Source organism: Eisenibacter elegans DSM 3317, from assembly GCF_000430505.1.
GTDB lineage: Bacteria > Bacteroidota > Bacteroidia > Cytophagales > Microscillaceae > Eisenibacter > Eisenibacter elegans.
Window position 1 is genome coordinate 233,340 of sequence record NZ_AUMD01000012.1, and the last position, 13,432, is coordinate 246,771.

Below are 13,432 nucleotides of genomic sequence, written 5' to 3' on the forward strand. Positions count from 1 at the left end.
TTTAGTTTAAGTTGGCCAGCGTAGGGAATGTTTCTAGTAGTTCTAAAAATTCCCACTCATCCATAGATGCCAGTAGTCGTTCTTCCCACCAATCGGTCTCCTCTACAACCATAATGACCTCAAAAGGCACATCCGCTTCAGTCAATGCCCAAGCGCTGAGTAGGGCATCATCATCTAGGGCTGTATCGAGTAGCGGCGTATCATTCCAGAAATTATTTACCCAGAACTCTTCTTCCCATACAGCTTTTTCGGATTCTTCGGCAGGGTTATCAGCAATATATGGCATAACAGAAGGAGGTATGGAAGTGGCTATATTTGTTCTTGACGTTGTGGTGGTAGGGTTGTTGGCTTCGGTTGGCGTGGGCGCATCCTTATGTTTGACAGCGCTCGCAGGTTTGGTGTTTGTGAGCGCAGTGTGTAGAGATACGCTGGTGTTTGTGAGCGTTTGCCAACCCTGATACCCCATCAATACAACCAGCAGGCATAAGCCAACGGCCAAGGCCATCCGCCATTGGGGTGTTTGAGCAACAGGTTTGGGCGATAGACGTTGTTGTAGCTTTTGGGGTAGGCTGTACTCAAAATAACCCACAGGTGTAACAAAAGGGGTGTCTTTTGGCAATGATGTAGGTTTGAGGCGTTTTTGTATGCGCAGTGGGAAGGTCTCGAAGTAACCTTTTGGGGCTTGCCAAGGGCTTTGGCGCGACCAGTTGGGGGGGGAATCTTGGGCGTTGCTCATAGTGTTTGGGCTAAATGCTTTTCAATTTTTTTTACGGCCAAATGATAAGAGGCTTTCAACGCCCCCACGCTAGTGCCCAGTATCTCGGACATTTGTTCGTAGGGTAATTCTTCAAAATAGCGCATATTGAATACCAACCGCTGTTTGTCAGGCAAGGTCAATAGCGCACGCTGTAACGCTAGTTGAACTTTATCGCCTTCGATATAGACACCTGATTCGAGCGCTTCCGTGAGTTGCTCTTGGAGCGGATGCCAAAAACGAAGCCGCTTTTTTCGCAAAAAACTCAGACACTCATTGGTGGCAATGCGGTAGAGCCAGGTCTGAAGTTGGGCTTCGCCCCTAAAATTAGCTAAGTGTTGCCACACCTTGACGAAAACCTCTTGCAAGAGGTCGTCAGTATCGGCATGACTGATGACCATATGCCGGATATGCCCATAGAGGCGGCGTTGGTACTTTCGCACCAACGCTTCAAAAGCTTGTGTGCGCGTAGTCTCGTTTTGGAACTGTGTTATGAGGGTTGCGTCTTCGATAGGTTTTTGGGCAAGTATTTGATTATCAGACACAGGGTTTGGGGTTGTTTGATGTATTGACGCAGCAACGCCCTTAGGGTTTAATTAGACAGTAAAGATTTTATACCATTGGGCAAAAGTGGCTAAGGGATATGAGGACATACCAATCTCCCGCAAAAAAAACGTACCTTTGTTGTCTGAATTGCGACAAGGTATGAAGACAAAGACATTACGCCAAACGAAGGTAAACATCGTTACCCTAGGTTGTTCCAAAAACCTAGTAGACTCCGAAAACATCCTGACCCAACTGCGTGGCAACGGCATCGATGCCCTACACGAGCAGGCCCAAGAGGCCAATGTGGTCATCATCAATACTTGCGGCTTTATTGACAATGCCAAGCAAGAATCTATCGATACCATCCTTGAGTATGTACAGGCCAAAGAAGAAGGTTTGGTCGAAAAGATATACGTAACTGGCTGTTTATCAGAGCGTTATAAAGACGGGCTGGCCGTTGAAATCCCACAGGTGGATGCCTATTTCGGCACACGAGACTTGCCGGCACTGCTCAAAGCGTTCAAGGCTGACTACAAACACGAGTTGGTAGGCGAACGCCTGCTGACTACCCCGCGCCACTACGCCTACCTCAAAATAGCCGAAGGCTGCGACCGTCCTTGCTCTTTCTGTGCCATCCCACTGATGCGCGGCGGCCACGTATCTACCCCGATGGAGCAGCTCCTTACTCAGGCGCAAAATATGGCCAAGAACGGCACAAAAGAGCTGATTCTCATCGCACAAGACCTGACTTACTACGGCCTCGATCTTTACAAAAAACGCAACTTGGCCGAACTAGTAGACCGGCTGGCTGATGTAGAAGGCATCGAATGGGTGCGCCTACAGTATGCCTATCCGGCGGGCTTCCCGATGGATGTGCTGGAGGTCATCAAAAACCACCCCAATGTCTGCAAATACCTCGATATGCCCCTACAACACGGCTCTACCGCCGTGCTCCAACGGATGCGCCGAGGCATTACCCGCCCAAAAACCGAGGAGCTGATAGACCGCATCCGCCAAAGTATCCCCGAAATTGCACTGCGTACTACGCTCATCGCCGGATACCCGGGCGAAACCGAAGCCGAGTTTGAAGAAATGTACCAGTTTGTGGCCTCACAACGCTTCGACCGCCTAGGGGTGTTTACCTATTCGCACGAAGAAAACACCCACGCCCATCAATTTACGGATGATGTGCCCGACGAGACCAAACTCGAACGTGCCGAGGCCATTATGGAGCTTCAACAGGACATCTCCGCCCAGCTCAACGAACGCCACCTAGGCCAAACAATGCAAGTGCTCTTTGACCGCAAAGAAGGCGATTTCTTCATCGGGCGTACCCAGTACGACTCCCCCGAGGTAGACAATGAGGTGCTCGTATCTGCTCAAGAAAATTATGTGCGCCTTGGAGACTTTGCGCCCGTAACCATCACTCAGACAGAGGCGTTTGACCTCTATGGGGAGTTGGCTCAAGGGTAGTAATCGTTGATGTGCTAAGTCCTCCTTTACCAAACCTTGAAGCCTTATGAATCCAAATCTGCGTGGCGACCACGAACACCTCTCCGACACTGACAAGGCCATTGAGCGGGCTTTGCGGCCCTTGAGTTTTGCTGATTTTGCAGGGCAAGACAAGATTGTCGAAAACTTACAGGTTTTTGTAAAGGCCGCCAAACATCGGGACGAAGCCCTCGACCACGTACTGCTACACGGCCCGCCGGGGCTGGGCAAAACTACCTTGGCCAACATCATTGCCCAAGAGCTGGAGGCGAATCTCAAAATCACCTCCGGCCCTGTGCTTGATAAACCTAGCGACTTGGCCGGCTTGCTGACCAATCTCCAGGTCAAGGACGTGTTGTTTATTGATGAGATTCACCGACTCAATCCCATTGTGGAGGAGTATCTCTACTCAGCAATGGAGGATTATAAGATTGACATTGTGCTCGACTCGGGGCCTAATGCGAGGACTATCCAAATCGGGTTGAACCCATTTACGCTAATCGGTGCCACTACCCGTGCCGGCCTCTTGACTTCGCCCCTACGGGCGCGCTTTGGTATCAACTCAAGGCTGGAATACTATGGAGCAGACTTGTTGGCCCGAATCATCACCCGCTCGGCCTATATTCTCCAAACTCCCATCGAACAAGAGGCGGCTTATGAAATTGCCCGACGCAGCCGAGGCACGCCCCGTATTGCCAACAATCTCCTTCGCCGTACGCGAGATTTTGCCCAAGTAAAAGGCAGTGGTACGATTACCCAAGACATTGCCCAGATAGCCCTCGAAGCGCTGGAAGTGGATAAATATGGCCTAGATGAGATGGACAACCGTATCCTCAACACCATCATCCATAAGTTTAAGGGAGGCCCTGTGGGCTTATCAACCATTGCCACAGCCTGTGGTGAAGAGGCCGAAACGATTGAAGAGGTGTATGAGCCATTCTTGATTATGGAAGGCTTTATCAAACGTACCTCACGGGGGCGCGAAGCCACCGAAAAAGCCTACCAACACCTAGGCGTAATTCCGACCTACAAGCAGCGCGGCCTCTTTGACCAAGGGGCAGAGCCAACAGGCTCATAGTTGCTGCGCTACGTGGCAGAGGTGTACGGCCACTAGGGCGGCGGTTTCGGTACGTAGGCGGCTGTCGCCCAAGCTCACAGGCCGGAAGCCTGCTGCCAAGGCGGTGGCGATCTCTTCGGGGCTGAAGTCGCCCTCGGGGCCTATCAATATGGTGTATGAGCCGTTAGGCTGCAAGGCTTTCTGCAAAAGCAGTCGTTCTTCGCCTTCCACCAAATGGGCGATAAATTGTTGTGAATCAGCGGGTTGATTTTTTATCCACTCACTGAGGGGCTGCAAAGGGTGTAAAAGTGGGATGGTGGCTTTGAGTGACTGTTTGGCTGCGCTGAGGGCTATTTTTTCGAGCCGCTCCAGCTTCAGTTGTTTGCGCTCCGAGTGGGCACAGAGCAAGAAAGAAACTTCATCAACACCTAGTTCTACGGCTTTTTCGAGCAGCCATTCTGTGCGGTCTATGTTTTTGGTAGGGGCTAGGGCAAGGTGGATGCGGTAGGGGCGTGCGCCGTGTTGGGGGTCAGCGTGTTGTATGTCTACTATTGAGGCTTTGGGGTTGGCTTGTTGTAATACCCCTTGCAAGAGCGTTCCCCGCCCGTCGATAAGGTATAGAGTATCGCCGGCTTGCTTGCGCAAGACCTTCACACAGTGCCTCGATTCTTCTTCGGAAAGCGTATAAGCGCCTAACTGTGCACCGGGGGCATAGAATAACTGCATAGGATTAGGGGGACTAGGCGTAATCGCGTTGGCCGAAGATAGCACTACCGATGCGCACCATGGTGCTGCCTTGGGCGATGCCTAGCAGGTAGTCGCCGCTCATACCCATCGATATTTCGCTTAGGGCGACATTGTCGGGTAGGTCGGTACGGGCGGCCTGTTGGTCAAAAAACTGCTTCAGCCCCTGAAATTCGGTTGTGATTTGGGCTTCGTTGTCGGTATTGGTAGCCATGCCCATCAGGCCTACAATGCGGATGTGGGTGAGTGTGGCTAGCTCGGGCGAGGTGAGCAGGGCGCGGGCTTCGTCGAAGTCGAGGCCGAACTTGGTCTCCTCGGCGGCAATGTGCAGTTGGAGGAGGCAGTCGATGATGCGCCCGTTTTTCTGCGCCTGCTTGTTGATTTCTTCCAAGAGCTTGACGCTGTCTACGGAATGAATGAGGTGTACAAAAGGGGTGATGTATTTTACTTTGTTGCGCTGCAAGTGGCCGATCATATGCCAGCGGATGTCGGGTGGGAGCTGGGCTTGTTTTTCGGCCATTTCTTGGGCTTTGTTTTCGCCAAAGTGCCGCTGACCGGCCTGATAGGCAGCCTCGATGGCCACTACAGGGTGGGTTTTGCTGACGGCAATCAGCTCACAGTGGGCAGCGTGTTGGGCAATTTCGGCCTTGAGGGCACTCAAACGTTGGGCAATAGACATCGTGTTGGGGAGGTAGTGGGTTGGTGCGTGCGTTAGCCCACGAGCAGTACCCCACAGCACGAAGTGCAAGGAGTACTCCGCTGTGGGGCAGTAGCATTTATTTGACGTAGCAAACGGCTTTGATGGCCTCGACGGTTTTGGCTACGTTGGGTAGAATGGCCTCGATGAGGGTAGGGGCGTAGGGCAGGGGCACGTCCTCGCTGGTGATGCGGATAACGGGCGCATCGAGGTAGTCGAAGGCGTGGCGCTGTACGTGGTAGGTGATTTCGCCAGAGATAGAGGCTAGTGGCCAAGCTTCTTCTACGACTACGAGGCGGTTGGTCTTCTTGACTGAGTTGATGATGGCGGCATAGTCAATGGGGCGGACGCTGCGCAGGTCGATCACCTCGGCCTGGATACCGTCTTTGGCCAGTACCTCGGCGGCCTCTTGGGCTACTTTGAGGATTTTGCCGAAGGAGACAATGGTTACGTCTGTGCCTGTACGGACAGTGTTGGCTACGCCGATGGGCAGGAGGTATTCGCCCTCGGGTACTTCGCCTTTGTCGCCATACATTACTTCGGACTCCATAAAAATGACGGGGTCGTTGTCGCGGATGGCGGCCTTGAGCAGCCCTTTGGCATCGTAGGGGTTAGAGGGGACGACCACCTTCAGGCCGGGGGTATTGGCATACCAGTTTTCGAAGTTTTGAGAGTGTTGGGCACCCAGCATACCAGCATTGCCGGTAGGGCCACGGAATACGATGGGTACACTGTATTGGCCGCCAGACATAGAGTACATCTTGGCAGCAGAGTTGATGACTTGGTCGATGGCCACAAGGGAGAAGTTGAAGGTCATAAACTCGATAATGGGGCGCAGGCCGTTCATAGCCGCCCCGACACCGATGCCGGCAAAGCCTAGCTCGGCAATGGGGGTATCGATGACGCGCTTGGGGCCGAACTCGTCGAGCATCCCTTGGCTTACTTTGTATGCGCCGTTGTATTCGGCTACTTCTTCGCCCATCAGAAATACGCGCTCGTCGCGGCGCATCTCTTCGCTCATGGCCTCACGGAGGGCTTCTCGAAATTGTATCGTCCTCATAGGTAGATTTTGTTGCTTTGGTATTATGGAGGGTAAAAATAGTGATTTCTAGCCGAAATTCACAAGCGCTAAGACAGACTAGGGGCAACTGTGTCAAAAGCTAAGCTAATTTCGGCTTTTTGGGTGGGGGGAAGCCCACATTATACCCAAGCAAAATGATAGCAAGATTTACTTGATTACCAAGTAACCTTGGTCTCCCCAGTGCTCAAGGTACATTGACTAGCTCAATGGTTTGGATCAGTTTGAGCAAAAGCTTCGGCAATGAGTAGGTCTTCGGGAGTAGTGATTTTGATATTCTGATAATTGCCCTCAATAATGTGGATACGATGGCCTGCGGCTTCCAACACGGAGGCATCGTCGGTGAAAAGGGTGGGGTCAGTGGCTTGATAGTAGGCTTTTCGGATAAGAGAGAGTCGAAATGTTTGTGGAGTTTGTACCAGCACAAACCGACTGCGGTCGGCGTGGGTGGAGTCACCTCGGGGTTCGAGTTGGCGGATAGAGTCTTTGAGAGCGACCACTGCTACGGCGTTACCCTCTGCTTGAGCAGTTTGAAAACCATTGAGGATGGTCTGGGGGCTGACAAAGGGGCGCACGCCGTCGTGGATGGCGACTAGCCCTTCGGCATCAGGAAGGGTGGCCAGACCATTGGCTACTGATTCAAAGCGCGTAGAGCCGCCTTGTGTTAGGTGGTGGGAGATTTCAAAACGGTGTACTTGGCATAGCTCCTGCCAGTAGGCGTGATGTGCCTGCGGTAGCACGAGAACGATAGAGGCATCGGGGGCGGTGTGGTGCAAGCGTCGGAGGGTGTGCATCAGGATAGGCAACCCGGCTATGGGAATAAACTGCTTGGGCAAGTCGCGTTGCATACGGCTGCCGCTGCCTCCGGCTACCACTACAAAATGTCGCTGCATAGGTTGGGTGGTGAGTTGAGCGCTTAGAGCTTGTTTAAATTTTCAACGACGTAGCAGCCAAAAAGCAGCAGTTTGATGTCGATGAAGATAAGTTTAAAAAGCTCTTAGGATGATGATAACAAAAAACCCCGATTACCAGAGGTATCAGGGTTGTAGATAGACTATTCTTCGTAAGCACCCATAGCGCAAAACTTCTCAATCCGCTGTTGGATGCGTTCTTCAGCGCTCAGCTCATCTAGTTCGGCAAGGGTGTTGAGTATCGTGCTTTTGAGGGTACTGTACACGGCCTCAGGGTCTTTGTGTGCGCCACCGATAGGTTCGGCAATGATGCCGTCTATCAGGCCAAATTTGTACATATCCTTGGCAGTGAGTTTGAGCGCTTCGGCAGCTTGTTCTTTATATTCCCAGCTACGCCAGAGGATAGAAGAGCAAGACTCGGGCGAGATAACAGAGTACCAAGTGTTTTCGAGCATCAGCACACGGTCGCCTATGGCGATACCCAATGCGCCACCGGAAGCCCCTTCACCGATAATGATACAAATCACGGGTACAGTCAGCATAAACATATCCTGAATGTTGCGGGCGATGGCTTCTGCTTGGCCACGTTCCTCGGCTTCGATGCCCGGAAACGCTCCTGGGGTATCGATAAGGGTAACGATGGGCTTGTTAAATTTTTCGGCCAAGCGCATCAGGCGCAAGGCTTTGCGGTAGCCTTCAGGCTGTGCCATACCAAAGTTACGCATTTGGCGCTGCTTGGTATTGCGGCCTTTTTGTTGGCCTATGAACATAATGGTGCGGCCATCGACCTTGCCAAAACCGCCCACCATAGCTTTATCATCGGCAATATTGCGGTCGCCGTGTAGCTCTATGAACTCCTCACAAATGGCCTTGAGGTAGTCTAGGGTATAGGGGCGCTCAGGGTGTCGCGAGAGCTGCACCCGCTGCCAGCGGGTTAGGTGCTGGTAGGTGTCGCGTTTGAGGTTCAAAATGCTTTGTTCGTAAGCTTTGACAGCCTCATCGACATTGATGTTTTTTTCGACGGCTAGGCGCTTTACTTCGGCCAGCTTTTCTTCCAATTCCGCAATGGGTTTTTCAAAATCAAGCAGTGCACTCATAGGGGTCGCGAGCTAGTGGAAAACGATGCCTTTGAGGGGGGCTATCTGAGGGTAATATTACAAAAAAAGGCGTATATCAAACGCCTTGGAGAATTTTTGAAGAGTGCCGAAGACAGGAATCGAACCTGCACGAGCGTAAGCTCACACGCCCCTGAAACGTGCGCGTCTACCAGTTCCGCCACTTCGGCTAGTGTTTTTAGGGGATACAAATGTACAGCGCTTTTTTGGTTTTGCAAAAAGGCGGTTCAATATTTTTTAGCGCCAGCCTTGCGTGTGACTTGTGCGTGGTCCCCATAGGTGGGGCTGATTCCTTGTTACAAAGGGTTTTTAGGCCAAGGTCAAATGCCGTTGGGCGAGTTGTTGTAGGTGTTGGAGCAGGGTATGGAGATGCACCTCTTCTGTAAAGGGGCTCATCAGGGTTGTACGCAAATAGACCCGCCCGCGCAACTTGGTACGAACAATAAAAAAGCTGCCTTCTTGCACCAAGGCGGTGTGTATGGCCTCATTGAGTGTATCGGTTTGGGTGTCGTCCAGTCCTTCTTGCCGATATCGGAAGCAGACGATGTTGCTCATCGGGGTTAAGAAAAGCTCAAAGTCGGGCTGTGCTTCGAGGATAGTAGCAAAGCGGCGGGCTAGGTCAAAGCGACTGGTAACGTAGGCATCAAACACGCGGGTGTCGTACTGCTGTAGGGTCAGGAATATCTTCACCCCCATACTCGACTTGGTACACTCCAGTGTACGTTTGCCTAGCGTAAACCACTCTTGGTCTTCTTGAGCCCATAGGTAATCGGCTTTTTGGGCAAAGGTACGGTATGATTCGTGCCCTCGACGGAACATCACTGCCGTTACCAAGGAGGGCATCATCAGCATTTTGTGGTAGTCTACAATCACCGAATCTGCTAGCTCAATACCGGCCAGCAGGGTTTTGTATTGGGGACTGAAGATAGCTCCGCCGCCGTGTGCGGCATCTACGTGAAACCACAGTCCTGCTGTTTGGGCAAAGGCCGCTAGGGCTTGCAAATCATCAAAAGTGCCCGTGGCTGTGGTACAAGCATTGCCCACCAAACCCACGACATGCAGCCCTGCGGCTTGTGCTTGGGCATAGGTTTGGGCGAGGCGCTCAGGGTCGATTTGGTATTGTTTGTTTACAGGCAGGTGTACCAGTTGGCTGTCGGCCAAACCCATCGCACGAAAAGCCCTTGCTACAGAATAATGCGACTCCTCAGAGACCATCCAGGCGGCTTGGTGTAGGGCTATTCCCAGTGCCTCACAGCGGATTTTGGTAGCTCCCAGCAGGGCGGTAAAATTACCAAGAGAGCCACCCGAAGTCAAAAAGCCCTCTGATTGGGTATCCCAGCCTAGGTGTTGGGCCAAGTGTTGGGTAACGATGCGCTCCATCACGACGGCAGGGCTGCCCATTTCATACACAGCCACCCCAGCATTGAGGGTGCGCCCCACAAAGTCTGACAGTGCCGCCAAGGGCAATGCCGCCGTTACCTGATGCCCCATATAGTGGGGGTGGTGTAGACGAATGGTATGCGCCAGCAACTGCTCTACAAAAGCCGGCACACTGTCGGGCTTTGTCAGCGTTTCCTGCCATTGTACCAGCATTGCCTCCGGGGTTTGGTAAGGCAGCGCCTGCGTATAGTGCCCTTGTTGGGCATTGGCGAGGTGGTCGGCCAGCAGGTCTACCAGTGCGTGGCCTTGCTCTCGAAAGCGCTCAGGGTCGTAGGCGTGGCGCAGTATGTCTGTCAGAGCTTGATTCATAGGAGCTTATGGGTGGTTCTGAGAGAGTAAATCCCGGGTTTAGTTTTCAAGCAATTTGGCTAATTCGGGAGTAATATATGTCTTGGTGCCTCCCTTGGCATCTGAGTAGATGAGGAGTGCATCGAGTTCGGGATGTTTTTCTAAAAATTTTTTCCCCTCTTCTAAGCCCAACACCATCAGGACTGTGGCCATGGCATCGGCAGTGGTGGCATCAGGGGCAAGTACCGTAGCACTGAGCAAGCTGTGTTGTACGGGGTAACCCGTTTTGGGGTCGATGGTATGCGAGTATTTCACCCCATCTTTGACATAAAACTTACGGTAGTTGCCCGAAGTAACCAAGGCCCGATTGCTCAAGGGAATGATGGCCTGAAAATCGTCTTGTTGTACAGGGTTCACTATAGCAATACCCCAAGGTTTACCGTCTTTATTTACACCTTTACAGCGGACTTCACCACTGATTTCAATCATATAGTTTTGTATACCTTTGGCCTCAAACATCTCTGCAACGAGGTCTACGGCATAGCCCGGAGCGATGGAGTTGAAGTCAATCACAATGCCGGGTTGGCTTTTACGAACCTGTTTTTGGTCGAAGCTGATTTTGTCAAATCCCACGAGCTGAAGCAAGGAGTCAATCACAAGGCTGTCGGGCTGTACTTCTTGTTTGAAACCGAAGCCCCAAGCATTGACCAACGGCCCTACAGTAGGGTCAAAAGCGCCGCCGGATTGCTCGTAGATTTTGCGTGAGGCCTCCAAGACTTGGTAAAAGTGAGGGCAGCCAAATGTGTGTGACATTCCTTGGTTGAAGCGGGAAATCTCTGACTTGGGGTCGTAAGTAGAGAGGCAGGTATTGAACTCTTCCAGAAACTTATCGACTTCGGGCTTGAGCTTGCGAGCCTGCGCATCGAGGTATTTGATGGTATAGACGCTACCCATCGCCTCTCCATAAAACTCCATAGGAACGAGTGCCTGCGACTCGCGATAGAGGTATACCAAACCGACAATTACAATCAGGATAAGGGAGTAAAGGGCATTTTTTGCAGTGTTGTTCATACGTAAAGCAAGAGATGTTGATATGCCAACAAAGATACATCAACTCTAGGGAGAATCCATAACAGATTACAAGTATGCGTATGTTGAGACACCCAATTACTTATTCCCACCAGAATTAGTCCGGGAAGAGCACGAGATGAAAACCCTTACGCATCAAGAAAATCAAATTTGGTGAATGATGGTATAACGCTTTATCAACGGCTGATGTTTGGACAAACAGACGGGAATAGAAGGGGGATAAATTATTCCTTATTTCAGGCATCAAGGCGCTTCTTTTGTCTCCGATGAGCACCTTTTGAGCTGTGTACAAACTCTACACACATCATACCTCAAGGCTAAAGCCAATATCAACAAAACAAAGTTTTACAACAATAAAATAGATGTTGTCAAGCTGATATTTGATGCCAAGTTCAATCATATGACAGAAGCGCAAATCATTGAAGCAGAAATATTGAGACAAATAGACAAATCAATCAACAATGCGATAGGCAAGTTTCACGAACAAGTATTGGGCGGAATCCAAGGGTTTGAACAAGGGCAAGCCAGCGGGTTTGATATCAAGGCGACAGACAATACCCTCTTTGACGATATCAAAAACAAGCACAACACAATGAATAGTAGTGCTGCTGAGAGCTTATTCCAAAAGCTGTCCCGCTATGCAGATACACACAAAAAAGCCAAGTGTTATTGGGTGCAAATTTTGGCTAAAAGTAGCTTCACAGAGCTTTGGAGCGGGGATATCAATGGCAAAGAATATAGCCATAGCCGCGTATACAAAATCTCAGGAGACCAATTCTACCACCTACTCACTGGTAGCCCGACGGCTTTTTTTGATTTGTATAAGGTGCTTCCTAAAGTGATAGAAGATTTTTTGAATGGCACGGCTTCTAGGGTTTATTCGGCTACATCCACCGACATTGTTGCCAACATTGAAGCGGCAGCAAAAACCAGCCACCGCTCCGTGATAGATCAAATCACTTTTGACAACTTCGATTATTACGCAGGTTTCGACAGACTGTAGTATCGATTCAAGAATTTGACAATGGCATACCCCAACTCTTGGCCTAGGTTTACAGGTACAGCATTACCAATCTGTTTGTATTGTTGTGCCATAGAGCTGGCAAACACCCAATCGTCGGGGAAGGTCTGAATGCGGGCGTACTCTCTGACCGTAAAAGGACGTGTTTCCTCGGGGTGGCAGCGCTCCGTTTGTTTTTGTGCAGGGCTACAGGTCAGCGTCAGCGAGGGCTCATCCCATCCAATGCGTCACGCCATGCCGGTTTTGCCCCCACCCAAGTAGAAGCTACCGCCCATATAGGCCTTTTGAATATCCGGCGGTAAGTCGCGCCAGTAACCTTTGGGCGGCACCAAATCAAGCACTTTTTTCTTGTGTTCGGGGTAGCTTACGCCTATCGACGGCGGTACATCCGTATCATAAAGCGACCCTTTTTTGAGCGCATCCTTTAGGGTATAAATCCGCTTGTGTGGTTTGGGGTAATCAAAATGGAGGTCAATGTCTTTCCGCACCCCTACCAAAATCAATCGTTCGCGTTTTTGCGGAACACGATATTGAACGGCCTTGAGTACCTGCACCGGAACAACTTGGTAACCAATCTCATCCAAGATAGAAATCATCCCTTGCAAAGTCTTACCTTTGGCGTGGCTCAGCAACCCCCGCACATTTTCACCAATACACAAGGCCGGGCGAACCTCTTGTACTACTCTTGCAAACTCATAGAACAGCGTGCCTCTTGCATCTTCCAAACCAAGTTTTTTGCCCGCATAGCTGAAGGCTTGGCACGGAAAACTACCCGTAACTACGTCGACCTGCCCGTGGTATTGGCTGAAATCATAGTTTTTGATATCTCCTTCTAATACTTGCCACTGAGGCCGGTTTTGCCGCAAGGTTTGGCAAGCCCACTTATCCAGCTCATTCAAGGCCACACAGTGAAGCCCGGCTTTTTCTAAACCAATCGCAAGGCCGCCTGCGCCCGCAAAAAGCTCCAACACACCATAACGATGGTCAGGAGTAACATAATTAGACACCTCGTGGGAAACATCCTCGGCGAAGAGTGACCCTAAGAGTTGGGCTACATCATTTTTGTGGTACATTCGATAATTAGAAACAGGCTCTCTGACAGCATTTAAGATGCCTTCTTTATCCCATCTTCGCAAAGTTTCTTTACTTTTGCCAATTATTTCGGCTGCTTCTGCTAACGACAAGTAATCTTTCATAATAA

General features: G+C 50.9%; 14 protein-coding genes and 1 tRNA gene. 3 read left to right on the forward strand and 12 right to left on the reverse strand.

Going from position 1 to position 13,432, the window contains the following annotated elements; translation table 11 throughout:
- Window position 1: 1 nt before the first annotated feature.
- The gene (locus G499_RS0104640) at window positions 2–736 is read right to left on the reverse strand and encodes a hypothetical protein (protein WP_026998979.1); all 735 of its coding nucleotides are present in this window, start codon (window positions 734–736) and stop codon (window positions 2–4) included.
- Window positions 733–1,266, reverse strand: coding sequence for an RNA polymerase sigma factor (locus tag G499_RS0104645; protein ID WP_026998980.1), 534 nt, complete (start codon window positions 1,264–1,266; stop codon window positions 733–735). The genes G499_RS0104640 and G499_RS0104645 overlap by 4 nt, the downstream gene beginning before the upstream one ends.
- 193 nt (window positions 1,267–1,459) lie before the next feature.
- On the opposite strand from G499_RS0104645, the gene rimO reads away from it, so the two are divergent.
- Window positions 1,460–2,773: a 30S ribosomal protein S12 methylthiotransferase RimO gene (gene rimO, locus G499_RS0104650; RefSeq protein ID WP_026998981.1), complete on the forward strand. Its 1,314-nt coding sequence runs from the start codon at window positions 1,460–1,462 to the stop codon at window positions 2,771–2,773.
- 46 nt (window positions 2,774–2,819) lie between these two features.
- Window positions 2,820–3,869, forward strand: a complete 1,050-nt coding sequence (gene ruvB, locus G499_RS0104655; RefSeq protein WP_026998982.1) for a Holliday junction branch migration DNA helicase RuvB — start codon at window positions 2,820–2,822, stop codon at window positions 3,867–3,869.
- On the opposite strand, the gene G499_RS0104660 is transcribed toward ruvB, so the two are convergent.
- From G499_RS0104660 to G499_RS0104695, 8 genes are all read right to left on the reverse strand, one after another.
- Window positions 3,864–4,574, reverse strand: a complete 711-nt coding sequence (locus G499_RS0104660; RefSeq protein WP_026998983.1) for a 16S rRNA (uracil(1498)-N(3))-methyltransferase — start codon at window positions 4,572–4,574, stop codon at window positions 3,864–3,866. The two genes, ruvB and G499_RS0104660, sit on opposite strands and share 6 nt — an antisense overlap.
- Window positions 4,575–4,587: 13 nt before the next feature.
- Entirely contained in the window at window positions 4,588–5,271 is a 684-nt protein-coding gene (locus G499_RS0104665; RefSeq protein ID WP_026998984.1) for a YggS family pyridoxal phosphate-dependent enzyme, read from the reverse strand.
- Window positions 5,272–5,368: 97 nt separating this feature from the next.
- Window positions 5,369–6,349 carry a pyruvate dehydrogenase complex E1 component subunit beta gene (locus tag G499_RS0104670; protein ID WP_026998985.1) on the reverse strand — a complete coding sequence of 327 codons (981 nt, stop codon included), beginning with the start codon at window positions 6,347–6,349 and terminating at the stop codon, window positions 5,369–5,371.
- 224 nt (window positions 6,350–6,573) lie between these two features.
- Complete coding sequence (locus G499_RS0104675; RefSeq protein WP_026998986.1) at window positions 6,574–7,260, reverse strand: 2-C-methyl-D-erythritol 4-phosphate cytidylyltransferase; 687 nt, start codon at window positions 7,258–7,260, stop codon at window positions 6,574–6,576.
- Window positions 7,261–7,421: 161 nt separating this feature from the next.
- Window positions 7,422–8,375, reverse strand: coding sequence for an acetyl-CoA carboxylase carboxyltransferase subunit alpha (locus G499_RS0104680; RefSeq protein ID WP_026998987.1), 954 nt, complete (start codon window positions 8,373–8,375; stop codon window positions 7,422–7,424).
- 104 nt (window positions 8,376–8,479) lie between these two features.
- Window positions 8,480–8,563: transfer RNA gene (locus G499_RS0104685), tRNA-Leu, on the reverse strand.
- A gap of 139 nt (window positions 8,564–8,702) precedes the next feature.
- Window positions 8,703–10,142: a pyridoxal phosphate-dependent decarboxylase family protein gene (locus tag G499_RS0104690; protein ID WP_026998988.1), complete on the reverse strand. Its 1,440-nt coding sequence runs from the start codon at window positions 10,140–10,142 to the stop codon at window positions 8,703–8,705.
- A gap of 39 nt (window positions 10,143–10,181) precedes the next feature.
- Window positions 10,182–11,192, reverse strand: coding sequence for an FAD:protein FMN transferase (locus G499_RS0104695; protein ID WP_026998989.1), 1,011 nt, complete (start codon window positions 11,190–11,192; stop codon window positions 10,182–10,184).
- A 295-nt stretch (window positions 11,193–11,487) separates the two neighbouring features.
- Here G499_RS0104695 and G499_RS0104700 point away from each other — a divergent pair, with 295 nt between their 5' ends.
- Window positions 11,488–12,213 carry an Eco47II family restriction endonuclease gene (locus tag G499_RS0104700; protein ID WP_245576652.1) on the forward strand — a complete coding sequence of 242 codons (726 nt, stop codon included), beginning with the start codon at window positions 11,488–11,490 and terminating at the stop codon, window positions 12,211–12,213.
- On the opposite strand, the gene G499_RS22235 is transcribed toward G499_RS0104700, so the two are convergent.
- Window positions 12,189–12,455 (reverse strand): DNA cytosine methyltransferase, encoded by a 267-nt coding sequence (locus tag G499_RS22235; protein ID WP_342663920.1) that lies wholly within the window; start codon window positions 12,453–12,455, stop codon window positions 12,189–12,191. The genes G499_RS0104700 and G499_RS22235 overlap by 25 nt on opposite strands.
- 3 nt (window positions 12,456–12,458) lie before the next feature.
- Window positions 12,459–13,427: a DNA (cytosine-5-)-methyltransferase gene (dcm, locus tag G499_RS18735; RefSeq protein WP_245576654.1), complete on the reverse strand. Its 969-nt coding sequence runs from the start codon at window positions 13,425–13,427 to the stop codon at window positions 12,459–12,461.
- Window positions 13,428–13,432: the final 5 nt, after the last annotated feature.

What these genes read in the sequence shown, in the direction of transcription:
- G499_RS0104665 (WP_026998984.1), bottom strand. Translation starts at nt 5,271, where the DNA reads ATGTCTATTGCCCAACGTTTGAGTGCCCTCAAGGCCGAAATTGCCCAA.
- G499_RS0104670 (WP_026998985.1), bottom strand. Translation starts at nt 6,349, where the DNA reads ATGAGGACGATACAATTTCGAGAAGCCCTCCGTGAGGCCATGAGCGAA.
- dcm (WP_245576654.1), bottom strand. Translation starts at nt 13,427, where the DNA reads ATGAAAGATTACTTGTCGTTAGCAGAAGCAGCCGAAATAATTGGCAAA.
- G499_RS0104690 (WP_026998988.1), bottom strand. Translation starts at nt 10,142, where the DNA reads ATGAATCAAGCTCTGACAGACATACTGCGCCACGCCTACGACCCTGAG.
- G499_RS0104640 (WP_026998979.1), bottom strand. Translation starts at nt 736, where the DNA reads ATGAGCAACGCCCAAGATTCCCCCCCCAACTGGTCGCGCCAAAGCCCT.
- rimO (WP_026998981.1), top strand. Translation starts at nt 1,460, where the DNA reads ATGAAGACAAAGACATTACGCCAAACGAAGGTAAACATCGTTACCCTA.
- G499_RS0104695 (WP_026998989.1), bottom strand. Translation starts at nt 11,192, where the DNA reads ATGAACAACACTGCAAAAAATGCCCTTTACTCCCTTATCCTGATTGTA.
- G499_RS0104680 (WP_026998987.1), bottom strand. Translation starts at nt 8,375, where the DNA reads ATGAGTGCACTGCTTGATTTTGAAAAACCCATTGCGGAATTGGAAGAA.
- G499_RS0104660 (WP_026998983.1), bottom strand. Translation starts at nt 4,574, where the DNA reads ATGCAGTTATTCTATGCCCCCGGTGCACAGTTAGGCGCTTATACGCTT.
- ruvB (WP_026998982.1), top strand. Translation starts at nt 2,820, where the DNA reads ATGAATCCAAATCTGCGTGGCGACCACGAACACCTCTCCGACACTGAC.
- G499_RS0104675 (WP_026998986.1), bottom strand. Translation starts at nt 7,260, where the DNA reads ATGCAGCGACATTTTGTAGTGGTAGCCGGAGGCAGCGGCAGCCGTATG.